Annotated in this window: 18 protein-coding genes and 1 pseudogene; 17 read left to right on the plus strand and 2 right to left on the minus strand. The window is 36.2% G+C overall.

The features are described from left to right. Positions 1-9: 9 nt before the first annotated feature. Positions 10-1,023: a nucleoid-associated protein gene (locus BM305_RS12995; protein WP_092561518.1), complete on the minus strand. Its 1,014-nt coding sequence runs from the start codon at positions 1,021-1,023 to the stop codon at positions 10-12. 220 nt (positions 1,024-1,243) lie between these two features. Here BM305_RS12995 and nadA point away from each other — a divergent pair, with 220 nt between their 5' ends. From nadA to folK, 17 genes and pseudogenes are all read left to right on the plus strand, one after another. After that, entirely contained in the window at positions 1,244-2,149 is a 906-nt protein-coding gene (gene nadA / locus BM305_RS13000) for a quinolinate synthase NadA (RefSeq protein ID WP_092561520.1), read from the plus strand. 19 nt (positions 2,150-2,168) lie between these two features. Then, positions 2,169-3,485, plus strand: coding sequence for an L-aspartate oxidase (locus tag BM305_RS13005; protein ID WP_092561522.1), 1,317 nt, complete (start codon positions 2,169-2,171; stop codon positions 3,483-3,485). After that, positions 3,457-4,323, plus strand: coding sequence for a carboxylating nicotinate-nucleotide diphosphorylase (gene nadC, locus BM305_RS13010; protein WP_177214725.1), 867 nt, complete (start codon positions 3,457-3,459; stop codon positions 4,321-4,323). Before BM305_RS13005 ends, nadC begins: the two co-directional genes overlap by 29 nt. Before the next feature lie 296 nt (positions 4,324-4,619). After that, entirely contained in the window at positions 4,620-5,726 is a 1,107-nt protein-coding gene (locus BM305_RS13015) for a carbamoyl phosphate synthase small subunit (RefSeq protein ID WP_092561524.1), read from the plus strand. Then, positions 5,719-8,919: a carbamoyl-phosphate synthase large subunit gene (carB, locus tag BM305_RS13020; protein WP_092561526.1), complete on the plus strand. Its 3,201-nt coding sequence runs from the start codon at positions 5,719-5,721 to the stop codon at positions 8,917-8,919. Before BM305_RS13015 ends, carB begins: the two co-directional genes overlap by 8 nt. 86 nt (positions 8,920-9,005) lie before the next feature. Further along, on the plus strand, positions 9,006-9,929 hold the full coding sequence (locus BM305_RS13025; protein WP_242940539.1) for a TraX family protein: 924 nt from the start codon (positions 9,006-9,008) through the stop codon (positions 9,927-9,929). Positions 9,930-10,513: 584 nt separating this feature from the next. Next, positions 10,514-10,928: pseudogene (gene tnpA / locus BM305_RS13030) on the plus strand (IS200/IS605 family transposase). Between the two features lie 287 nt (positions 10,929-11,215). Further along, positions 11,216-13,219, plus strand: coding sequence for a hypothetical protein (locus tag BM305_RS13040; RefSeq protein ID WP_092561534.1), 2,004 nt, complete (start codon positions 11,216-11,218; stop codon positions 13,217-13,219). Position 13,220: 1 nt separating this feature from the next. Further along, positions 13,221-13,856 carry a putative bacteriocin export ABC transporter gene (locus BM305_RS13045; protein WP_092561536.1) on the plus strand — a complete coding sequence of 212 codons (636 nt, stop codon included), beginning with the start codon at positions 13,221-13,223 and terminating at the stop codon, positions 13,854-13,856. A 239-nt stretch (positions 13,857-14,095) separates the two neighbouring features. Then, positions 14,096-14,602, plus strand: a complete 507-nt coding sequence (locus BM305_RS13050) for an RNA polymerase sigma factor (protein WP_092561538.1) — start codon at positions 14,096-14,098, stop codon at positions 14,600-14,602. Positions 14,603-14,622: 20 nt separating this feature from the next. Beyond that, the gene (locus tag BM305_RS13055; protein ID WP_177214727.1) at positions 14,623-16,701 is read left to right on the plus strand and encodes a beta-propeller domain-containing protein; all 2,079 of its coding nucleotides are present in this window, start codon (positions 14,623-14,625) and stop codon (positions 16,699-16,701) included. Between the two features lie 147 nt (positions 16,702-16,848). Next, positions 16,849-18,054: a class I SAM-dependent rRNA methyltransferase gene (locus tag BM305_RS13060; protein WP_092561542.1), complete on the plus strand. Its 1,206-nt coding sequence runs from the start codon at positions 16,849-16,851 to the stop codon at positions 18,052-18,054. A 13-nt stretch (positions 18,055-18,067) separates the two neighbouring features. Then, entirely contained in the window at positions 18,068-19,357 is a 1,290-nt protein-coding gene (locus BM305_RS13065) for a bifunctional folylpolyglutamate synthase/dihydrofolate synthase (RefSeq protein WP_092561544.1), read from the plus strand. Between the two features lie 88 nt (positions 19,358-19,445). Beyond that, positions 19,446-20,012, plus strand: a complete 567-nt coding sequence (gene folE / locus BM305_RS13070) for a GTP cyclohydrolase I FolE (protein WP_092561546.1) — start codon at positions 19,446-19,448, stop codon at positions 20,010-20,012. Positions 20,013-20,040: 28 nt separating this feature from the next. Continuing rightward, positions 20,041-20,523 (plus strand): HD domain-containing protein, encoded by a 483-nt coding sequence (locus tag BM305_RS13075; RefSeq protein WP_092561548.1) that lies wholly within the window; start codon positions 20,041-20,043, stop codon positions 20,521-20,523. A gap of 8 nt (positions 20,524-20,531) precedes the next feature. Further along, positions 20,532-21,347 (plus strand): dihydropteroate synthase, encoded by an 816-nt coding sequence (folP, locus tag BM305_RS13080; protein WP_092561705.1) that lies wholly within the window; start codon positions 20,532-20,534, stop codon positions 21,345-21,347. A gap of 24 nt (positions 21,348-21,371) precedes the next feature. Further along, positions 21,372-22,181: a 2-amino-4-hydroxy-6-hydroxymethyldihydropteridine diphosphokinase gene (folK, locus tag BM305_RS13085; protein ID WP_092561550.1), complete on the plus strand. Its 810-nt coding sequence runs from the start codon at positions 21,372-21,374 to the stop codon at positions 22,179-22,181. Here folK and BM305_RS13090 read toward each other — a convergent pair. After that, positions 22,173-23,186 carry a DUF5050 domain-containing protein gene (locus tag BM305_RS13090; RefSeq protein ID WP_177214728.1) on the minus strand — a complete coding sequence of 338 codons (1,014 nt, stop codon included), beginning with the start codon at positions 23,184-23,186 and terminating at the stop codon, positions 22,173-22,175. The two genes, folK and BM305_RS13090, sit on opposite strands and share 9 nt — an antisense overlap. Between the last annotated feature and the right edge of the window lie 29 nt (positions 23,187-23,215).

The raw sequence follows: 23,215 nt of genomic DNA on the forward strand, positions 1-23,215 counted from the left end.
CAGTTACTATTATTTACTGGTAAGCTGATTAATATTTTTAATCAGCACCGAAATAGTACCATCAGGATTTGTAATAAATTCAACATTTTTCTGGTTTTTATATTCCTCCATAGGAATATTGATTTCAATTCCTGAATCCGTTACTAAGTATTGCTTTTCAAATTTTTTGATAGTCTGTTGATTTTTAGGACGTACTTCTTCTTTGTGAACATTGTACTTTTCCAGCTTTTCAGTAAGCTCCTCCTTAATGTCTGGAGCATCGTTATAAATTTTTTCACATATGGTTTCTACGTCTAGATAACCCTGTTCTGCAAGTTCGTTCTGGATAATACTTTTTGTTTCCATATGCTTTTCAAAATCCTGATCAAAATATTTTTTATTGATTTGTTCAACGGCTTTGGTTACGATACCAAGCTTTGTCTTTGGAGACATCTTTGTGTGGCATTGCAAAAATAACTCTGAAAAATAATTGACTTTCTCACCATTAACATCAAATTTCTTCTCCAATAATAGAATGGACATATCCTCCAAATTAATGACACAGGATTCTGTTAATTTGCCAGATGCAGATGGAAGAGTAGCTGTCTGCTTTACAATATCATTATAATTACCCATTGCTTCGTCACAGCCAGTAAGATGTACATAAGTTTCCTTATAATTCATTTTTAAGATGGCAAGATGAAGTGTACTTTCTACCTGAAAGGTTACCAGTAATAAGTCGGCAGCAGGAATATCAATATTCTGATTCATAATAGCATATAAATGAGAGGCAATGCTCTGGCTGACTGAAATCAGATTTTCTTCTGCAAAATTTTCTAAAAGAGAATATACAGTAGAAGAATCTTGATCAAAGTGGCAGCTTTTTGCGTCATCGCCAGATATGGTTTTATAAATGTGATTCCGAATAAAATCATTGATATCTGGGCTTAACTCAAGTAAAGCGTCCGAAAGAACGGGAATTCCTACCTTTGAATCCAGTATATGTACAATTCCATTCCGGATAATAATATCATCACGTTCCATAAAAAATCTCCTTAAAGGTGCTATTTTAGGAAGCACCATGTTCGAATAGAAATTCATATTTTGGTACAGTATTAAGTTATCATAGTTAATTTAAGAATTCAAGTACTGTTAGAAAAATCAACTGTAAGACAGTCTTAATAGGTGACAAGACAGCAGACTTGACAAATAAGCAAAATGTGCCATAATATGTGTTAAAGTCAAATGATTTGAGGAGATTACCATGTCAGAACTGAAAAACAAAATTGAGAAGTTAAAACAGGAAAAGGATGCAGTGATTCTTGCTCATTATTATGTAAAGGATGAAGTACAGGAAATTGCAGATTATATTGGGGATTCTTATTATCTTGCAAAAGTGGCAAAGGAAGTACCTCAGAAGGTAATCTGCTTTTGTGGTGTGTCCTTTATGGGAGAAAGTGCCAAGCTGCTAAGTCCAGATAAAATTGTACTAATGCCAGAACCAGCGGCAGATTGTCCCATGGCGCATATGGTTGAGATTGATAAGATTCAAAAGGTAAGGGAAGAATATGATGATGTAGCAGTAGTTTGTTATATTAATTCAACAGCGGAGATTAAGCAGCATGCAGATGTATGTGTAACCTCTGCAAATGCAATGAAAATAGTGAAAGCACTGCCAAATCACAATATATTTTTTATTCCAGATGAACATTTAGGCAGATATATCGCCTCTCAGGTACCAGAGAAGCATTTTATTTTTAATGACGGTTTTTGTCATGTCCATAAAAGTATTACAGTAGAAAATGTAAAAAAAGCTAAAGAAGCAAAACCAGATGCAGAAGTTTTAGTTCATCCAGAATGTACGATGGAGGTGCTGGCAATGGCAGATTACATTGGAAGTACATCTGGAATAATTGAATATGCATCAAAGAGTAAAGAGAAGGAGTTTATCATTTGCACAGAAATGGGTGTATTTTATGAACTGAATCAGAAAAATCCAGATAAAAAATTCTATTCCGTAGGTCATAGACAGTTTTGCCCTAATATGAAGATGATTACTCTTGAAAAGGTGTGTCACGTATTGGAGCATTTTGACCATTGCGTTGAGCTGAAGGAAAGCTTATATGAGACAGCTAATAAGCCATTGGAGCGGATGTTAGAATTGGCATAGCAGGAGGCAGTTGAAAAGAATGATAAAATTGACATACGATGTAGTGATTGTCGGAACAGGAGCCGCCGGATTATTTGCTGCCCTTAGTTTAAATGAGAAAAAACAAATTTTGATGATTTCTAAGGATTCTGTTGAAAACAGTGATTCGTATCTGGCGCAGGGTGGCATATCCACGTTAAAGGATCCAACAGATTACAAAGCATATTTTGAGGATACCATGCGGGCGGGACATTATGAAAATAAAGAAGAATCAGTGAAAATAATGATTGAAGATTCCCCTCAAATGATTGAAGATTTAATTCAATATGGGGTAGAATTTGACCGAAATGATAAAGGGGAATTATCGTTTACAAGAGAAGCAGCTCACTCCACTTTTCGGATTCTTCATCACGAGGATTTAACAGGCAAGGAAATTACCAGCAAATTGATTGACCGGGTCAGAGAGAAAAAGAACATCAGTATGAAGCCTTATACTACCATGATTGATTTGATTTCAAAACAGAACCGCTGTCATGGAATAATTGTGGAAAAAAGAAATGGTGAAAGACAAGTTGTTTTTGCCAAACAGGTGGTACTGGCTACAGGTGGACTAGGAGGATTATTTAAACATTCAACAAACTTTTCACATATTACAGGAGACAGCTTTGCCCTTGCGTTAAAGCACAGAATTGTGCTGGAACATATGAATTATATTCAAATCCATCCAACTACATTATACACCCAAGAAAGAGGAAGAAGCTTTTTGATTTCAGAATCTGTCCGGGGTGAAGGCGCTGTTTTACTAAATAAGAATCACAGAAGATTTGTCAATGAACTGCTTCCAAGAGATACGGTTGCTAATGCCATCCAAATGGAAATGGAGAGACTGGGGACGGATTATGTATACTTATCTATGAGAAGCATGGAAAAGAAAAAAATACAGGCTAGATTTCCTAACATTTACAAGCGTTGTCTGGAGGAAGGATACGATTTGGCATCTGATTTGGTTCCAGTAACACCTGCACAGCATTATGTAATGGGGGGGATTCAGACAAATGTAAATGGAGAAACTTCCATGGTGGGTCTGTATGCAGTAGGAGAGACCGCTTGTAATGGAGTACATGGGGCAAATCGGCTAGCAAGCAATTCCCTTTTAGAAAGCCTTGTATTTGCAAAAAGAACTGCATATCAGATTGAAAAGGACAGAAGTGACTTTGATACAGAAGAATTTGAGCCTGAAGTGTTGGATACCATGAGTAAAGAAGAGAGAGAACTAGTATTTAAAAAAATGATATTGGAAGAGATTCGGCGAAAGGATGAAGGATTTTATGTTAAATGGTGTAACGATGAAAATTAATATTGACCAGTATATTGTAAATGCATTAAGAGAGGATATTACGTCCGAGGATGTCACAACCAACAGTGTTATGAGAGAAAACAAAAAAGGCTGTGCTGATTTGATTTGTAAGGAGGACGGTGTGATTTGCGGTCTTGATATTTTCCAGAGAGTATTTGAACTTTTAGACGAGGAAGCAAGGTTTAAAACTTCGTTTCAGGATGGAGATTTTGTGAAAAAAGGAGAACGCATTGGCGTAATAACAGGAGATATAAAGGCAATATTATCGGGTGAACGTACGGCATTAAATTATTTGCAGAGAATGAGCGGAATTGCAACCTATACAAGAGGGTTCGTAGAGGAACTTTCTGGGTACCAAACAAAATTACTAGATACCAGAAAGACAACTCCTAATATGAGACCTTTTGAAAAATATGCTGTAAAAGTGGGAGGTGCCTATAATCACCGCTACAATCTTTCCGATGGTATACTGTTAAAAGATAATCATATTGGAGCAGCAGGGAGTGTGAAAAAAGCAATAGAAATGGCAAAGGAGTATGCTCCCTTTGTGCGGAAGATAGAAGTAGAAGTAGAAACATTGGATATGGTAAGAGAAGCACTTGATGCAGGAGCAGATATTATTATGCTGGACAATATGGATAACCAAACTATGCGGGAGGCTGTAAAAATAATTTGCGGTAAAGCAGAGACAGAATGTTCTGGAAATGTAACCAGAGAACGGCTAAAGGAAATTGCAGAAATCGGTGTAGATTATGTATCCTCAGGAGCATTAACCCATTCAGCACCTATTATGGACATATCCTTGAAGAACCTTAAATCACTGGAATCGTATGCATAATTATCCACAGGAGAAAATAGAAAAAAATTTTTTTTGAAAAAAGTGCTTGTCATCTAATGCGTTTTGTGGTAGAATTTTAACAATTTAGGATGTTTGCAGAAAAACTTAAAAAGTCCGCTAAAATGTGGACTGTATAAAGTTTATAAAGGGGTTGTTTCTCCTTTTTTTTGCGCAAAAATATGAAATTTTATTCATTTGCATGCATAAACATACTAAGCCATTGTATCGTTTTAGGCTCTAATTATTATAGAATGTGGCGAAACTACGTTCTTTGGAAAGGATTAAGGTGTAACATAATGAAGGCTTTTCTTATACTGGAAGATGGAACCGTATTTTCAGGAAAAAGTATTGGTGCTACCCACGATGTAATTAGTGAAATTGTATTCAATACATCTATGACAGGGTATTTAGAAGTATTGACAGACCCAAGTTATGCAGGACAGGCAGTTGTCATGACATATCCACTAATAGGAAATTATGGGGTTTGTTATGAAGATATGGAGTCATTACAAGCTTGGCCAGACGGTTATATAGTGAGAGAAATTTCAAGAAGACCAAGTAACTTTAGAAGCGAAGATTCAATTGAAACATTTTTAAAGAACCAAAATATTCCAGGTATTTCAGGGGTAGATACCAGGGCACTGACAAAGATTCTCAGAGAAAAGGGTACCATGAATGGTATGATTACAACAAATGAGGATTATAATTTGGAACAGGTATTAGAGCAGATGAAATTGTATCAGGTAACTAAAGTTGTTGAAAAAGTTACAGTAAAAGAAAAAAGAACATATTTACCAGGTGAATTGGGAACTGAAAAAGTAACACCAGTAAAAAAAGTTGCGATGATGGACTTCGGCTCAAAAAATAATATTATTCGTTCTCTACTGCAAAGAGGCTGTGAAGTAACGGTATATCCTGCATTAACAAAGGCAGAAGATATTTTAGAAATGAATCCTGATGGCATTATGCTGACAAATGGACCTGGAGATCCTTCGGAGTGTGTTAGTATTATTGAAGAAATTAAGAAATTATACGAATCCGATACACCAATTTTTGCAATTTGTCTGGGACATCAGCTGATGGCGCTGGCAAATGGTGCAAAAACTGAGAAAATGAAATATGGACACAGAGGTGCTAATCATCCAGTTAAGGATTTAAGTACAGGTAAGGTTTATATTTCATCCCAAAACCACGGGTATGTTGTAATAGATGGCAGCATAGATAAAAATGTTGCAGAAACTTTATTTATTAATGTTAACGATAGAACAGTAGAAGGACTCCGCTACTTGGGAAAGAACGTTTTCACAGTTCAGTTCCATCCAGAGGCATGTGCGGGACCAGTAGATTCTAATTTCCTATTTGATGCGTTTATGAATATGATGGAGGTGGTTAAGGATGCCTAGAAGAGAAGACATTAAAAAAGTACTGGTAATCGGGTCAGGTCCTATTATAATTGGACAGGCAGCAGAATTTGATTATGCAGGAACACAGGCCTGCCGTTCTTTAAAGGAAGAAGGAGTTGAAGTTGTTTTAGTAAACTCTAATCCTGCCACTATTATGACGGATAAAGAAATTGCAGATAAAGTATACATTGAACCTTTAACCGTTGACTGTCTGAAGGAAGTTATCAGCAAAGAAATGCCAGACAGTGTTCTACCAACCTTGGGAGGACAGGCAGCATTGAATCTTGCTATGGAGCTTGAAGAATCTGGATTTTTGAAAGAAAAGAATGTTAGACTAATTGGTACTACCTCTTTGACAATTAAAAAAGCAGAGGATCGCCTTGAATTTAAGAATACCATGGAAAAAATCCATGAGCCGATTGCGGCAAGTACGGTAGTAAATACGGTAGAAGCCGCAGTAGAGTTTGCAGAGCAGATTAATTATCCTGTAGTAGTCCGCCCAGCCTATACTTTGGGTGGAAGCGGCGGTGGTATCGCTGAAAGCAAAGAGGAGTTAATTGAAATCTGTACCAACGGATTACGTCTCAGCCGTGTTGGACAATGCTTAATCGAGCGTTGTATTGCAGGATGGAAGGAAATTGAATACGAAGTAATGCGTGACGGAAATGGAACCTGCATTACAGTATGTAACATGGAAAATATTGATCCGGTTGGAGTACACACAGGTGACAGTATTGTTGTTGCGCCTTCTCAGACGTTAGCAGATAAAGAATATCAGATGCTAAGAACATCAGCATTAAATATTATTACAGAGCTTGAAATCACAGGAGGATGTAATGTACAGTATGCACTTCATCCTGATACCTTTGAATATTGTGTTATTGAAGTAAACCCTCGTGTAAGCCGTTCCTCTGCTTTGGCTTCAAAAGCAACGGGTTACCCAATCGCAAAGGTTGCAGCTAAAATTGCACTGGGTTATACATTAGATGAAATACCAAATGCGATTACAGGAAAGACTTACGCAAGTTTTGAACCAGCATTGGATTATGTTGTAGTAAAAATTCCACGTCTGCCATTTGATAAGTTTATTAAGGCATCCAGAACCCTTACCACTCAGATGAAGGCAACAGGAGAGGTAATGAGCATCTGTACCAATTTTGAAGGTGCTTTGATGAAAGCGCTTCGTTCACTGGAACAGCACATCGATAGTCTTGAGACAGGAGAATATAACGGATTTTCCAATGATGAGATATTGGAACAGCTGGCTGTGATTGATGACAGGAGAATTTTTGTTATAGCAGAAGCAATCAGAAGAAGCATTTCCTATGATGTGATTTATGATATTACGAAAATAGATAAATGGTTTATAGATAAACTGGCTATTTTGGTTGAAATGGAACAGCAGCTAAAGACACAGCCATTAACCATAGAATTATTAGAAGAAGCAAAACGTTTAGAGTTTCCAGATAAGGTGATTGGAACATACACTGGAAAATCTGAGGAAGAAGTTAAGGAATTACGTTACTCCAATGGTATTACCAAGGCTTTTAAAATGGTTGATACCTGTGCAGCTGAGTTTGCAGCCTCCACACCATATTATTATGGATGTTTTGGAAGCATGAATGAAGTGGAAGAAACGAACGCAAAGAAAAAGGTTTTAGTTCTTGGTTCTGGTCCTATCCGAATTGGACAGGGTATTGAATTTGACTACTGCTCTGTTCATAGTGTATGGGCACTAAGCCAAAATGGATATGAAACCATTATAGTAAATAATAATCCTGAAACAGTAAGTACGGATTTTGATATTGCAGATAAGTTATATTTTGAACCGCTGACAGCAGAAGATGTAGAAAACATTGTACGTTTGGAAAAACCAGATGGTGCAGTGGTACAGTTTGGTGGTCAGACTGCCATTAAGCTGACAGAGGCATTGTTAAAAATGGGAGTTACCATACTTGGAACTAGTGCTGAAAATGTGGATGCAGCAGAGGATAGAGAATTATTTGATGCAATTTTGGAAGAATGTTGTATTCCAAGACCAGCAGGTAAAACGGTATTTACGACAGAAGAAGCGCTGAAAGCAGCAAATGAGCTAGGTTATCCAGTCTTAGTAAGACCTTCCTATGTATTAGGCGGACAGGGAATGCAGATTGCAATTTCCGACGCAGATGTTGTAGAATTTATGAAGATCATTAATCGACAGGTACAAGAACATCCAATTTTAGTAGATAAGTATTTAATGGGTAAAGAAGTTGAGGTAGATGCTGTTTGTGACGGAGAGGATATACTGATTCCTGGTATTATGGAGCATGTGGAAAGAGCAGGAATTCATTCTGGTGATAGTATTTCCGTATATCCAACACAAAATATTTCAGAGAAAACCATTCGTGTCATTGAAGATTATACAAGAAAGCTTGCTAACTCTCTTCATGTAATTGGACTGATTAATATCCAGTTTATTGTATATCAGGAAGAGGTATATGTAATTGAGGTGAATCCACGTTCTTCCCGTACGGTGCCTTATATTAGCAAGGTAACTGGTATTCCAATTGTAGATTTGGCATCAAAGGTTATTTTAGGTGAAAAAATTAAGAATCTTGGATATACACCTGGATTACAGCCAAAGTCAAAGTATATTGCCATTAAAATGCCTGTATTCTCCTTTGAGAAAATACGTGGTGCAGATATCAGCCTTGGACCAGAAATGAAATCTACAGGAGAGTGTCTTGGAATTGCTGAGAATTTTAATGATGCGTTATATAAAGCATTTTTAGGATCAGGGGTAAATCTTCCAAAGCATAAGAAAATGATTTTGACTGTTAAAGATTCAGATAAACTGGATGCTGTTGAAGTAGGCAGAAGATTTAAGGCGTTAGGCTATGATATTTTTGCAACGAAATCTACAGCAAGAGTATTAAATGATAATGGAGTATTTGCAATTCCAATTAATAAAATTGAACAAGAAACACCAACGTTAATGGATTTGTTGTTAGAGCATCAGATTGATTTGGTTATTGATACACCAAGCAATGGTGTTGGAAAATCCAATGATGGTTTCTTAATCCGTCGTATGTCCATTGAAACAGGTGTTACCTGTCTGACTTCTCTTGATACAGCCAATGCACTGTTGACAAGCTTGGAATCTAGAAGAGAGGGACAATTAGAAGTGATTGATATTGCTCAGGTAAAATAAAAAATAGATATTGTTATTAATAATTAGCTGCCAGCGTAAGCTGGCAGTTTTTGTCTCAAAAACAGAAAGTGAGGAATGGAAAAGAAATGAGTGGCAGTACCCTAAAACTAATTGCGATTTTTGCAATGATTATTGATCATGTAGCAGCAGTACTTGTATGGTCTGTAGCGTATTCAACCAATAATACGCAGATGATGGAGATTTCACATTACATGCGGATGTTTGGAAGAATTGCATTTCCAATTTTTTGTTTTTTGCTGGTGGAAGGCTTTGTCCATACGAAAAACCGCAGACGTTATGCAATCCGTCTGGCGCTATTTGCAGTTATCTCTGAAATTCCCTTTGACCTTGCGTTTAGCATGACCCCGTTTGATTTTAATGCACAGAATGTCTTTTTTACGTTGTTTCTTGGGCTTGTTGTTTTAATGGGACTTGAGAATATTCAAACAATTTGGAAGGAGGCAAGATGGCTTCGCTGGGTTAGCTGTATTGGTATACTGGGAGCGGTGTATTTAATTGTAGGTCTGATTGTGCCTTTATGTTATCAAATAGTGAATATTGTAGCGGGATGGCTAGGAAATACCAGAGAGATTACATTGAGCATGCAGATTTTTATAGGTGTAATCATTGTGACACTAATAGGTACCATAATAGCATTTGTGGTTTCCATTGAAAAAAGTGGAATACAGCCAACCAGCCGTTTTTTTACTGGAATTGCTATGATACTAGCGGGAGTTGCAGCAGCAGAACTCATGTGTACAGACTATGCCTCAATGGGTGTGCTTGCAATTATTGTAATGTATTTACTGCGGAAAAATAAAGTTGCATCAATGGCTGGAGGGTGTGTGGTATTGACTGTACTGGCTTTTTCTGAATATTTTGCCCTGGTTAACGTGCCGCTAATCTCCTTGTATAATGGAAAGCGGGGAATGAATCTAAAATATCTTTTCTATGTTTTTTATCCAGCACATCTATTGATTCTCTTTCTTATCGGCAGGTTTATTCTCTAAGAGGACTGTGAAATTATGAAACCATTTCTGGCTGAGTGTATGGTCAGAAATGGTTTGGAGCAGTTATAGATTGTTGAGGGTTATCAGATAAAAATTGTATTTAACAGATATTGTATTAATGTGTTAATTATGGTAACATGGCTATATGGGGATACTTTTAACTATAACTGTTACAGTCTATATAACAGTATTTTCCATTATCTTAGTTGACAATGAGTTGTATAAAAAGGTACTTAATATCGGTATCTTCTTTTTAGGAACTTGTATAACGGAAGTAATGTCTGTTGGAATTAGCACGATAGTACTTCATTTCAACATGGAACAGTTGTCAAGATTTGGTGTTGAAAATATTATCTGTGCTACCATTTCGAAAATACTTCTCTATTTTTTATGTTATACATTTTGTTTTAGAAAGTCTAATAAATTAATTTTTAATTTATATGGAAATAAATGAAAAGTTTAATCCCCCAGCTATGCTGGGGAGAATAGTGTAAGTGGAAACGATGAGGATATCAAAAGAAAGCCTCCTATGATAAAATGAGAATGGTGTCGCAAGCCAATCTCAAACATAGGAGGCGGTCCAAATGGACAATAAAAGTTTATCATATACTAAATGGAAATGCCAGTATCATATTGTTTTTATACCAAAGTATAGAAAGAAACAACTATATGGTCAGATAAAGCAAGATGTACGAGAAATTATAGGTACATTGCGTAAATATAAAGATGTAGAAATAGTATCAGGTGCAGTGTGCATAGACCATGTACATTTATGTGTCGCAATACCACCGAAGATAAGCATATCAAGTTTTATGGGGTATTTAAAAGGTAAAAGTATACTGATGATATATGATAGGCATCCAGAATTACAAAGCATTTTGGGCAAGAGGATATTATGTCGAAACAATTGGTAACATAACAGAAGCTGCGGTTAAGAAGTATATTGAAGAGCAGTCAGAAGAATCAAGAAAAGAAGATAATAATAGTACCTCTTTTTAGAGGACCAGTAAGAATGCTTGTGACACCCGCCTTTTTAGGCGAGCAGTAAGAAAGCCCTTATTAGGGCTAATATCAAACCACCAGTTGAACTAGTAGTTGATGACTTGGAATTAGTTTGGAGATTGAAAATGCTCAGTAAACGCTGATATAGCGAAGAAAATTTGAAATTCTTGGTCAGATACGAGGACTAGAACCCCTATAAATTATATAGGGTATACGGAAAGATACGGGGTTTACAGAGGAGCAGGTGGTCCGTATTAAGCTGTAACTAGGAGGAATTTAGTGAAATGAAAAAAATATACATATTATTTTTGTTAGGTCAACTTATTATATTTTCATACATTTTTAGCAATTCTATATATGATATTTATGGATTAAGCCATATTGGTGACACAAAATTGGAACGTTATGTAATTGAACAGTCTACCCCTGATATTCTAAGCAAAGTTTATGAAAAGTTAATTGAAAAAAATGCTGAAATTCAAATTGTAAAGATGCCCATATCAAAAGATGACAATTTTGAAGTTACCATATATCAAATATACCATACAAATATTGAGCATGTAAAAAAGTTTAAGAGTATTTCAAAAAATCATTATGAGTATTACAAAATGACACAAGACGAATTTATGGATGGAACAGGGGTATTTTACGCTAATTTGTCAAATAGAGCAGTTTATACGATTTCGCAAAAATTGGGAATTACAATAAAAGAAGATAATAACGTAAGTTATGTATCCTATAAATCTGTTATTACACAAAATACATTTGATTTTATCATATTGTTAGTTACTACTCAGGTTGTTATTTTTATTTATGTTATTTCAACAGCTAAACAAAATGCTGTAAAAACATTGTTAGGATTTTCAGCAGTACGAATATTAAAAGATAGAGTATTGGAACTAATTACAATAGAGGCTATTACGATTGCAGCAATAACAATATTTCATGCCTGTTATTATGCGGCGAAAGGAAAGGTTAGTTTATTTTATATTCTATTTCTAATGATTTTCCTTGCTTGTATAGGAATGATAAATGTAATTTTAATGATGTTTACGCAAAATCGAGTTAAAAGAATAGATGTTGTTTCAACTATAAAAAACAGAATGTTTACTCCAATCATAAATAATGTTGTACAGGTAGCCAAGCTTATCTTGATGTTTGCAATTACACTTGCAATTTCTATGAGTGTTCAGTCTTATCACAAACTATCTGAAACAAATGATAGAGTAGAAAAGTATAAGGAGCTTAATAATTTTTATTCCTCTTATGGCTATAATTCTGATAAATATGAAAAGATTGAGAATAACAAAATAAGTTACCTTGAGATGGCTAATTTAGTCAAGGAAATGTACCAGAAAAATGCAGATAAAGCATATCTTATGAATGATTCTATTTGCAGAAAGTTTGATGAACATTATATGCGGGCATCTGGGAAAACAAGGGAGCAACTCATGGATTCTTATCAAGATAATAATATAACTGTCAATATGAATTATCTGAAGAATTATATGAATATCGAGGAAGAGGAAATTTTATTTATTGATTTAAAGAAACCAACGATTCTAGTTCCCCAAAAATATAAGGATATAGAGAGTGAACTAAAAGAGTATTACACTGTGCTTCTTCAAAATAGAATGTATTCTGAATTTTATGGAGAAGAGCCAGTTAAAATGGAGCCATTGCAGATTATCTATATAAAGAATGGATATCAATATAGGCTTCATAGTTCTTTACAGAATGAGCAGTATTATGATATCAAAATCTGTGATTCCATTATCATACTTGACAATGCAATCTTTTCGGGAACATATTATATGCAAGCAATGTCAGAATGTCAATTAGCTTTTCAAACCCATGATCGAGACGAGTTCAGTGTAATGCTATCTGAATATCGGTTAAACAAGTTGTTTCATGCATATACCATGTTAATTCCATTTATGCAAGACATTAGTAACTATAAGTTTTTAATTGAGCAAGCAATGATATTTATTAGTCTTTTTTTTATTACATTATTATTCATTATTTATGTATCTAACTATATTGAAGTACAAGTAAATAATAAGAAATACGGCATTCTATATCAGATGGGACATAGCATGGGAAGAGTTTTAAGTAAAAACATTTTTATTTCAATAATAATGGCTGCTTCAAGTATTGTATTATGGTTACTCAAAATCAATGTTATAGCATATATCATTTTTGTTGTATTTGACTTTATAGTATTGTTGTATTTATACCATAGGATTATTATAAAGAATTTGTATAAGATTCTGAATGGAGGAAATTAGATTGTCTGTAATTAAGTTAGAAGGCGTTGGTAAGAATTTTCAAGATAAAGAAATAATTAAAGAATTAAACTTGGAAGTGGAACTAGGAGAAATGGTGGCCATAGTTGGGAAAAGTGGAAAAGGAAAGTCTACATTGCTCAATATGATTGGACTAATATCTGAAAAAACAAATGGGGATTTGTATATATGTGGTAAGAAAAATGTTAAGATACATTCCAAGGATGCAATAATGCTTAGAAGAAAAAAGATTGGCTACCTGTTTCAAAATTATGCATTAGCAGATGATGAAACTGTGTTATGGAATTTGGAATTGGCATTGGTGTATAAGAATATTGCAAAATCAGAAAAGAGAGTGCGGATTGATTCTGTTTTGGAACAACTTGGTTTACTGGAACTAAAGAAGATTCCTGTATATAAGCTAAGTGGAGGAGAACAGCAAAGAGTTGCAATGGCTCGTTTGATATTGCAGGAGAGTGAAGTGATTTTGGCTGATGAGCCAACTGGTTCTTTGGATACTGAAAATCGTGATATTATTTTAGAGTTGTTAAAGCAACTGAAAAAGCAAGGAAAAGCAGTTGTAATTGTTACACATGATTCCTATGTTGCCCAAGCATGTGATCGTGTGATTACTCTATAATAGAATTCATACAATCTATTTTAATGACTGGAAGTAATAAGGTTCTTCTTAAATTATTTTTAAAAATTAAGAATAATATCTGACAAAGAAAGGCTCTTTGTTTGGACGTACACACAAACAGCCTTTCCTTTCTTAAAAGGGTCTCAAGAAATATCAAAAAATTTTAAAAAACCATGCAACATTCTGCCCCATATTTTACACTATATATATGAAATGCATTTCACGAAAGGAGGCTGTGAATGGAATCGCAGGAGGAATTCGTTAGGAGAGCTCAAAATTCTGATGCAGAGGCATTTGCCCAATTATATAAAATGATATACAGAGATTTGTACCGCTTTGCCTATTATACGTTACAAAACCAACAGGATGCTGAGGATGTAGTGAGTGAAGCGGTATTAGATGCTTATCGGACAATCAGACAGCTGAAGGAGCCACAGGCATTTAAAAGCTGGATTTTTAAAATAGTGAGCAATAAGTGTAAACAAAAGAAAAAGGAATATTTAAGACAAGATGTAACATTAGATGAAAACATTCCTGTTATGGAAAAGGAAATGGAAGATGGAGAAGCATTTCAGGCGATGAAGCTGTTAACCAAGGAAGAAAGGGTTATTATTAATATGTTTGTTTTTGGAGGCTATAAGGGAGAAGAGATTGGCGAAATACTACATACAAAGCATAGTACCATTCGCTCAAAGTACCGAAGAGCCTTGCTAAAAATGAAACAGGCGATAGAACTTGGAATGTAGAAATGAAACGGAGGTTTCGTATGAATAAAAAGGAAGACCAATACTGGGAAGAAGATTATTTAGATATGTTGGAGAGAGCCATGAAAGAAGAAGCAGAGTATGTTGAAATTCCAGAGAGTGTTTTGCCAGAAAATATGTTAGAGAAGTTAAAGAATGTACAGCAGACAGATAGTAAGAAAAAGAAAATTCAGCTTACAAGAATACTGGGAGTGGCAGCCTGTTTTATTGGCGTTGTTGGACTTTCTCTTAGTGCAGTATATTTTGCAAAGGAAAGGCCGGCGGAACAGGGAATTAAGAATACCGAAGCCATTGTATCAGAAGCCGTCAGCCAGGAAGTTAATGAAGGAATAGAAAAGGAAAGCAAGCAGATCCCCGTAAGTGCAAAAAGTTATGACCAGGTTTACCAGGTTTTAAAACAGGTATATGAAAATGGTATGTCAGAATCTGCCAGGATATTTGAAATGTATGATTATGCTATGACAGCTGATACTGTCGAAGACGGAGTATCAACAGGAACCGCAGAACTGAATGGTTCTATTTCAAAAACCAATACCCAAGTGGAGGATATTGATGAAGCAGATGTGATTAAAGTAGATGGCAATTATATTTATTACTATAATTGCAGTGATGCGTCTTACGAGACGTATTCCATAGATATCATAAAAGTAAATGGAAGTGAAATGGAAAAAGCAGGAGAGATTCAAGGTAGTGGACAATGCAATGACTTTTATGTAACGGGTAATCAGCTCATTCTATTTCAAACAGTGTATGATAATGATAATACGATTACAAAAATTCTGTTTTATGATATTACCAATAGAGAGAATCCAGTTTTAACCCATACTCTGACTCAGGACGGTGCGCTGTCAACCTCCCGTTTGACAGGTGGCTATTTGTATACAATTTCCCAATACGCACCTTATCAGCTATATCGGATTATGGAAGATGAATCAGAAAATGTGGAGGATTGTGTTCCAAGTATCAATAATGCGAAGGTAGAGCCAGAACGGATTATTATTCCAGAAAACCCAGATGCGGCGGGATTTTTAGTAGTTACTGCTGTTTCATTAGAAGATACTGCTGACTTTAAAGATTACAAAGCAGTCATTTCATCAGGAGATCAGTTTTATATGAGTAAAGAAAATTTGTATATTGCAGATACCTGCTACGCAGAAGAGGGGGAAAAGGATTCTACGCAGATTACAAAGCTTTCCTATGCAGATGGTACAATTATAGGAGAGGTGACTGGAAAAATTGATGGGCATATTGGCGATACCTTTGCAATGGATGAATATGAAGGAAATCTGAGAGTTGTTACTACTGTTTCTATCTATGAGGAAGTTGACAGCGAGGAGGAGCAATACATGGTTAGGATGGAGCCATATGCCGGAATTTCTATTTTGCCTATAGGCCAGACCTCTACTACGAATGCACTTTTTGTTATGGACGCTAACCTGAATGTAATAGGAAAAATTGAAAATCTTGCCGAAGGTGAGAGGGTGTATTCAGCTAGATTTTTTGGAGATACTGGTTACTTTGTTACATTCCGCCAGGTTGACCCACTGTTTTCAGTAGATTTGTCAAACCCAGAAAAACCTGTTATTGTAGGTGAATTAAAAATTACTGGTTTTTCTGAATATCTGCACTTTTGGTCAGATAATTTACTGCTGGGAATCGGAAATGAAGTGGACCCTGAAACCAATGCTACAATTGGCTTAAAGCTTTCCATGTTTGATATTTCAGATCCTGAAAATGTAGTTGAAAAGGATAAGATTGTATTGGAAAACTGCTACTCACAGGCACTATACAATCACAAGGCGGTGCTTATCGATCCAAAGAAAAATATATTGGGATTTGATTGGAGTGGAAATTATATCACTACAGATGATTACAAGAATGGTTATTTGATATATGGGTACGACGAAGACCAGGGATTTACAGAAAGAATAAAATCTGTTTCTGACAGCGAATGCAATTATTTTTATAATAATCGAGGTGTCTATATTGGAAATACTCTTTATATAGTAGATTTGAATGGAGTGATTACAGCATATGACCTGACAACAAGAGAACAGACGGGTCAAATAAAAGTTAACTAAATAGGAAAAAGGGGCGGCTGCTCTACAGATAAATGATTATTTGTAAGTGGCGGCTCCTTTGTTTCTTTTATCCGCTGTTATCCCTTGCTATTTTATGTCTTCTACGTTATACTGCTTACATGATAAAGATAGAACGGAGAGAAAAGAATGAGTACAGCAGTTGTATATGTAAAAAAGGGAGAAGGAAGGGCGTTGAAGGAAGGCGGTCTTTGGATTTTTGATAATGAAATAGAGAAAATAGAAGGCGAAGTGGAAGAGGGCGCTGTTGTAAGGGTACATGATTTTGACGGTTATCCGCTGGGGCTGGGATTTCTGAATCGCAACTCAAAAATTACAGTTCGCATGATGACTAGAAAAGCAGATGCTGTAATTGATGAAGCATTTTTAAGAATGCGGGTAAGAAATGCATGGGAGTACCGAAAGAAAACGGTAGATACAAAGAGCTGCCGCGTTATTTTTGGAGAAGCAGATTTTCTGCCAGGCATTGTAATCGATAAATTTTCAGATGTGCTGGTGGTACAGTCTCTTGCTTTGGGAATTGATAAAATGAAGCCAGTGATTTTGAAAGTGTTGAAGGAAATACTTGCAGAGGATGGGATTATTATTCGCGGTATTTATGAACGAAGCGATGCTAAAGTACGTAACCTGGAAGGGATGGAACGAGTAAAGGGTTTTATTGGAGATGCGTTTGATACAAAGGTGGAAGTAGAAGAAAATGGAGTTAAGTATATAGTCGATGTTGCTGAGGGACAAAAGACAGGTTTTTTCCTGGATCAAAAATATAATCGCAAGGCAATACAAGGGCTTTGTAAAGGTGCAAGAGTACTGGACTGTTTTACTCATACAGGTTCCTTTGCCTTGAATGCTGCCATTGCTGGCGCTGAAAGTGTTCTTGGAGTAGATGCTTCTGAGACTGGTATTTTACAGGCAGAGGAAAATGCAAGATTAAATGGAGTGGAGCAACTAGCAAAATTTCAATGTGCGGATGTATTTGACCTTTTGCCAAAGCTAGAGGCTGAAGGAGAACGATATGATGTTGTAATTCTAGACCCACCTGCATTTACAAAATCTAGGGCTTCTGTTAAGAATGCAACCAAGGGATATCGTGAAATTAATATGCGTGGTTTAAAGCTGGTAAAGGATGGAGGGTATTTGGCCACCTGTTCCTGTTCTCATTTTATGACACCAGAATTATTTGCTGAAACAATCCGCCAGGCTGCTAAGTCAGCGCATAAGCGTTTAAGACAGGTTGAATATCGGACACAGTCAGCAGATCATCCTATTTTATGGGCAGCAGAGGAATCTTATTATTTAAAATTTTATATTTTTCAGGTATGTGACGAAAAATATTAAGTGGAGCGGAACTATGGATTACAAAGAAGCAATGGAATATGTGGACGAATGCGGTCAATTTGGAATGGTACTTGGTCTTGATACAATGAAAGAGCTGTTACGGCAGCTTGGAAACCCAGAAAAAAATCAGAAGGTGCTTCATATTGCAGGTACAAATGGAAAAGGGTCTGTAGGTACATTTCTAACTAGCATTCTTGCAGCAGCAGGTTTTAAGGTTGGGAGATATGTTTCACCAGTTATTTTAGAGTATTGTGAACGGATACAATTTCAAAAAGGAAAAGAAAATCAATATATAAAACAAAATACAGTTGCTGAGTTATTAACCAAGATACGAAAATGTATTTGTGCCATGAGGGATCAAGGTTTTCCACATCCCACTTTATTTGAAATAGAGACAGCGATGGCTTTTCTTGCCTTTGCAGAAGAAAAATGTGATTTTGTAGTATTAGAAGTGGGATTAGGAGGAAGACTAGACGCAACTAATGTAGTGGAAAATGTTGAGGTCAGTATATTGACAGCTATTGGCATGGATCATATGAAAATGCTGGGGAATACCATTGAAAAAATAGCCTGGGAGAAGTGCGGTATTATAAAAAATGAGGTACCAGTGATTACTTATGTGCAGGAAGTGAGTGTTCAAAGAGTAATTTTACAGCAGTGTCAAGAAAAAGGGACAGAGTTATTTTGCTGTGATTTTACACAATTGCAAATTCAATCCCAGTCAATGGAAGGAACAATCTTTTCTTATAAGGAATTTTCTGATATTGAAATATCAATATTAGGTGAAAATCAGCCTAAAAATGCAGCGTTAGCCCTTGAGGTGATACAGCATTTAAGAAAAATAGGGTATTTAATTTCAGAACAGGCGGTAAAGGAGGGAATGAAGCTGGCAAAGTGGCCGGGGCGTTTTCAGGTGGTATCCGCAGAACCACTTATAGTGGTAGATGGAGCGCACAATCAGCCAGCAGCATATTCCTTAATCAAATCTCTGGATTTGTATTTCCCTAAACAGAAATGGAATTTCATTGTTGGCATATTTGCAGACAAGGAATATGAAAAAATATTGGAAATTACAGCTCCATATGCGAAAAAAATAGTTACGATTACTCCGCCTGGTGCCAGAGGACTGCCAGCAGAGCAGCTTTCAAGGATAGCAAAAAAACATTGTCAGATAGTGGAATGTGGAAAGGATATAAGGAGTGTGCTGGAGAGGGTGTCAACATGCAGGGAAGAGAAGTTTTTAGTATTTGGCTCACTTTCCTTCTTGGGAACTGTTATTGAATATTTTAATGCAAATAATTAGTATTTTTCTGCATTAGTTGCGGCAGCAAAGGAAAAATGTTATAATTCAATACAGATTTCAGAGACACGTCTTGGAAGGATGAAAATAAATGAATAATAAGATAGATAAAAATAAAATAGAAGAAGCAGTCAGGCTGTTTTTAGAAGGAATTGGGGAGGATGTTACAAGAGAAGGACTGTTAGATACTCCTACAAGAATCAGTTCCATGTGTGAAGAATTATTTGCAGGAATTGGACAAGATGCCAGCTGCCATTTGACAAAAACATTTTCTGCACCAAATAATGAAATGGTTATTGAAAAGGACATTACCTTTTACTCAGTATGTGAACATCATTTTCTACCGTTTTATGGGAAGGTTCATATCGCCTATGTACCAGATGGGAAGGTTGTGGGACTAAGTAAGCTGGCAAGAACAGTTGAGGTATATGCACGAAGAGCTCAAATTCAGGAGCAGATGACAAGTCAGATCGCAGATGACATAATGGAACATTTGCAGCCAAGGGGGGTAATGGTTTACATTGAGGCAGAGCATATGTGTATGACAATGCGCGGAATTAAAAAGCCAGGAGCAACCACCGTTTCCTTTGCTACAAGGGGTGAATTTCAGACATCGGAAGAACTAAGAAAATCTTTTTTGGAGATTATCAAAGGATAGAATAGTCTCCGCGTGAAGTGAGGTAAGTATGGAAAGAGTAAATCAGATTTTGAAGCATCCGAAATACTTAGAGGCAATGAAACAATTGAATCAGTATGAAAAGGACAGATTATATTGTAAACATGGATTTCAACATCAGATGGATGTGGCTAGAATTGCGCTGCTCCTTTCTTATGAGAGAGCTGTTAAAGTGGATAAAGAAAAGATTTATGCAGTTGCACTGCTGCACGATTTAGGGCGTATTTATGAATATCAGGGAAAATGTTCTCATGAATCAGGGAGTATTATTCTGGCACTCCCCATTCTTTTCGATTGTAACTTTAGTGAGGAAGAAATCCACGAAATAGTAGAAGCAATTGCAGGGCACAGGGAGAGAAGTAAGCCACATAAAAGTTCGTTAGGCGATTTTATTGCAGAAGCAGATACTTTATCGAGGAGTTGTTTCCTTTGTGAGATGACAGAGAGCTGTAAATGGGAGCAGTCAAGAAAGAATATGGAGATAATATTATGATTTCAGATATGAGAATAGGAAACAGAAATTTTTCTTTTGGTAACCACACATACGTAATGGGAATTTTAAATGTCACACCAGATTCCTTTTCAGATGGTGGCAAATTTAGGGGAATAGAGAAAGCAGTTCGACATGCCCAGGAAATGGAAGATGCAGGGGCAGATATTATTGATGTGGGTGGGGAATCCACTCGTCCTTCTTATACAAAGATTTCAGATGAAGAAGAAATAAAACGTGTTGTGCCAGTCATTAAAGAATTAAAAGGAAGGTTGAATATTCCTATTTCTATTGATACCTACAAGAGCAGGGTAGCCAAAGCAGCTTTAGAGGCAGGTGCAGATTTGGTTAATGATATCTGGGGGTTACGATACGACTCAGATATGGCTGGTGTGATTAAGGAGTTTGACGCTTCAGTATGCATAATGCACAACAGAGAGCAGGCTTCTTATACGAACTTCATGGAGGAGGTAAAAAAAGATATTGTACAATCGCTTAAAACAGCGTATGATGCGGGAATTGATAAAAGTAGAATTATGATAGATCCTGGAGTTGGTTTTGCAAAAACATATGAGATGAATTTGACCATTATCCGGGAACTTGGACAACTGTTGGAATTTCAACTTCCCATTTTACTAGGAACATCCAGAAAGTCAGTAATAGGTTTAACGCTGGATTTGCCGGTGACAGAGAGGGAAGAAGGAACATTGGCGACAACTGTAATGGGGGTAATGGCAGGATGCCACTTCGTCAGAGTCCATGATGTAAAAGGAAATGTGAGGGCAATAAAAATGACAGAAGCGGTTCGAGATAGCAGGCTTTTGTAAGAAAAGCTGTAAGGAGTAACGAAGATGGATAAAATTAAAATTGTAGATTTGGAAGTGTTTGGACATCATGGAGTTTATCAAGAAGAAACATTTTTAGGACAAAAATTTTTAGTATCAGTAACATTATTTTTAAATACAAAACAGGCTGGCGTAACGGATAACCTGGAATACTCTGTCAGTTATGCAGAGGTTGCTCATTTTGTCAACGAGTATTTGACAAACAACACATTTTCTCTTATTGAGGCAGCGGCAGAACAACTGGCATTTGCTATTTTACTAAAGTATACAGTGGAAGAAGTGACGGTGGAGATAAAAAAGCCATGGGCGCCTATTTTATTGCCGTTAAAGACAGTGTCCATTGAGATTACAAGAAAATGGAACACAGCATATTTAAGTATTGGTTCTAATTTAGGAGATAAGGAAGCTAATTTAAAGAAGGCAGTACAGCTGTTGGGAGAACACGAGAAATGTAAGATTTCTAAAATATCTGATTTTATAATAACGGAGCCATATGGTAATGTAGAGCAGGATAATTTTCTAAATGGTGCCCTTGAAGTAAAAACACTTTTGGAACCAGAGGAGCTTCTTGAACTGATTGCTCAGATTGAAAATGAGCTGGGACGGGTAAGAGAGATACATTGGGGTCCTCGTACCATCGATTTAGATATTATTTTGTTTGAACAGAAAGTGATTAGAGAGGATAATCTTACAATCCCTCATGTGGAAATGCAAAAGAGAGAGTTTGTGCTAAAACCATTAGCTCAAATAGCACCAAACGCTATTCACCCTCTCTTGTGCAAAAATGTATATCAGCTTTTACATGAACTAATTTAACACTGGTGGTTCAAATACACTAACTTCATTAGAATCACCAGCAGGAATCATAAATGTTTTATTGGTGTCATATTCACGGAAAAAGATATAGTTGCTGGTTACATGTATCGATGTAAAAATGCCTGCCAGTATGGTCTCTGATTCACCTGTCTCAAGGTTCATGCGGCAAAAACGGCTGTTGCCTCCAGCATCTACCTGATAATACAGGTATTTTCCGCTTAAACTAATGTTATAAGTACTACAGCCCTCGTCTACCACTTCCATTTCATTAGTTCCATCGGTTTGGATTCTCCAGATATGATAATCCTCATCTAAATTCAGATAATAAATATAGCGATCCTGTACTAGAAGACTGCCGCAGTTACCCTTGTAAACAATATCGGTAGCCAGAGTCTCCTGATTCATTTTATAAATGTAATGATCGTTTTCTGTTCCGCAATAATACAAATCCGATCCTGAGAAACCATTTGGCGTAATGGACTGGCTGATAAGGCGTGTGTCATCTGTCTGATCTAGCTTTATCCGGTGAAGTGACAGTCCAGTCTTATCATCATAATGATCGTAATAAATATAATTGCCCAGTAAAGAAGCAGACAGCACATGACCTTCATATAAGGAAGTCAATTGTTTACCGCTTTTTATAATGCGGTATAACCCAACAGTATTTACTGCAAAGATACTTTTTACCTGGCTCTCTGTTTTCCGGTTTTCCCTGTTATAAAAGATATACTTACCTTCTGCATTAATGTACGATACGGTGTTGCTATATATTTTCTTAAAATTAGTACAGTCTGTATCCATTACATAAAGGGAGTCGTTGTCCAGATGATTGGCAAAATATATTTTATTATCATCCTCACAGAACAATCCAGTATTCAGAAGATTACCAGATGTGTTCCCCAATGCAGAGTCCTGGTTATATTCAATTCGATATGTGAGATTGGTATAAATTATAAAACCGATAATAGCAAGGAGCACCACTATAAATGGGATTTTTTTCTTCAAAATTGCACCTCCAATATGAAGTAAGTTAC

The organism is Anaeromicropila populeti (genome assembly GCF_900112775.1).
GTDB lineage: Bacteria > Bacillota > Clostridia > Lachnospirales > Lachnospiraceae > Anaeromicropila_A > Anaeromicropila_A populeti.

Excerpts from the sequence above, each read along its gene's own strand:
- BM305_RS12995 (WP_092561518.1), bottom strand. The coding sequence starts at position 1,023 with ATGGAACGTGATGATATTATTATCCGGAATGGAATTGTACATATACTG.
- nadA (WP_092561520.1), top strand. The coding sequence starts at position 1,244 with ATGTCAGAACTGAAAAACAAAATTGAGAAGTTAAAACAGGAAAAGGAT.
- BM305_RS13005 (WP_092561522.1), top strand. The coding sequence starts at position 2,169 with ATGATAAAATTGACATACGATGTAGTGATTGTCGGAACAGGAGCCGCC.
- nadC (WP_177214725.1), top strand. The coding sequence starts at position 3,457 with ATGTTAAATGGTGTAACGATGAAAATTAATATTGACCAGTATATTGTA.
- BM305_RS13015 (WP_092561524.1), top strand. The coding sequence starts at position 4,620 with ATGAAGGCTTTTCTTATACTGGAAGATGGAACCGTATTTTCAGGAAAA.
- carB (WP_092561526.1), top strand. The coding sequence starts at position 5,719 with ATGCCTAGAAGAGAAGACATTAAAAAAGTACTGGTAATCGGGTCAGGT.
- BM305_RS13025 (WP_242940539.1), top strand. The coding sequence starts at position 9,006 with ATGAGTGGCAGTACCCTAAAACTAATTGCGATTTTTGCAATGATTATT.
- BM305_RS13040 (WP_092561534.1), top strand. The coding sequence starts at position 11,216 with ATGAAAAAAATATACATATTATTTTTGTTAGGTCAACTTATTATATTT.
- BM305_RS13050 (WP_092561538.1), top strand. The coding sequence starts at position 14,096 with ATGGAATCGCAGGAGGAATTCGTTAGGAGAGCTCAAAATTCTGATGCA.
- BM305_RS13055 (WP_177214727.1), top strand. The coding sequence starts at position 14,623 with ATGAATAAAAAGGAAGACCAATACTGGGAAGAAGATTATTTAGATATG.
- BM305_RS13060 (WP_092561542.1), top strand. The coding sequence starts at position 16,849 with ATGAGTACAGCAGTTGTATATGTAAAAAAGGGAGAAGGAAGGGCGTTG.
- BM305_RS13065 (WP_092561544.1), top strand. The coding sequence starts at position 18,068 with ATGGATTACAAAGAAGCAATGGAATATGTGGACGAATGCGGTCAATTT.
- folE (WP_092561546.1), top strand. The coding sequence starts at position 19,446 with ATGAATAATAAGATAGATAAAAATAAAATAGAAGAAGCAGTCAGGCTG.
- BM305_RS13075 (WP_092561548.1), top strand. The coding sequence starts at position 20,041 with ATGGAAAGAGTAAATCAGATTTTGAAGCATCCGAAATACTTAGAGGCA.
- folP (WP_092561705.1), top strand. The coding sequence starts at position 20,532 with ATGAGAATAGGAAACAGAAATTTTTCTTTTGGTAACCACACATACGTA.
- folK (WP_092561550.1), top strand. The coding sequence starts at position 21,372 with ATGGATAAAATTAAAATTGTAGATTTGGAAGTGTTTGGACATCATGGA.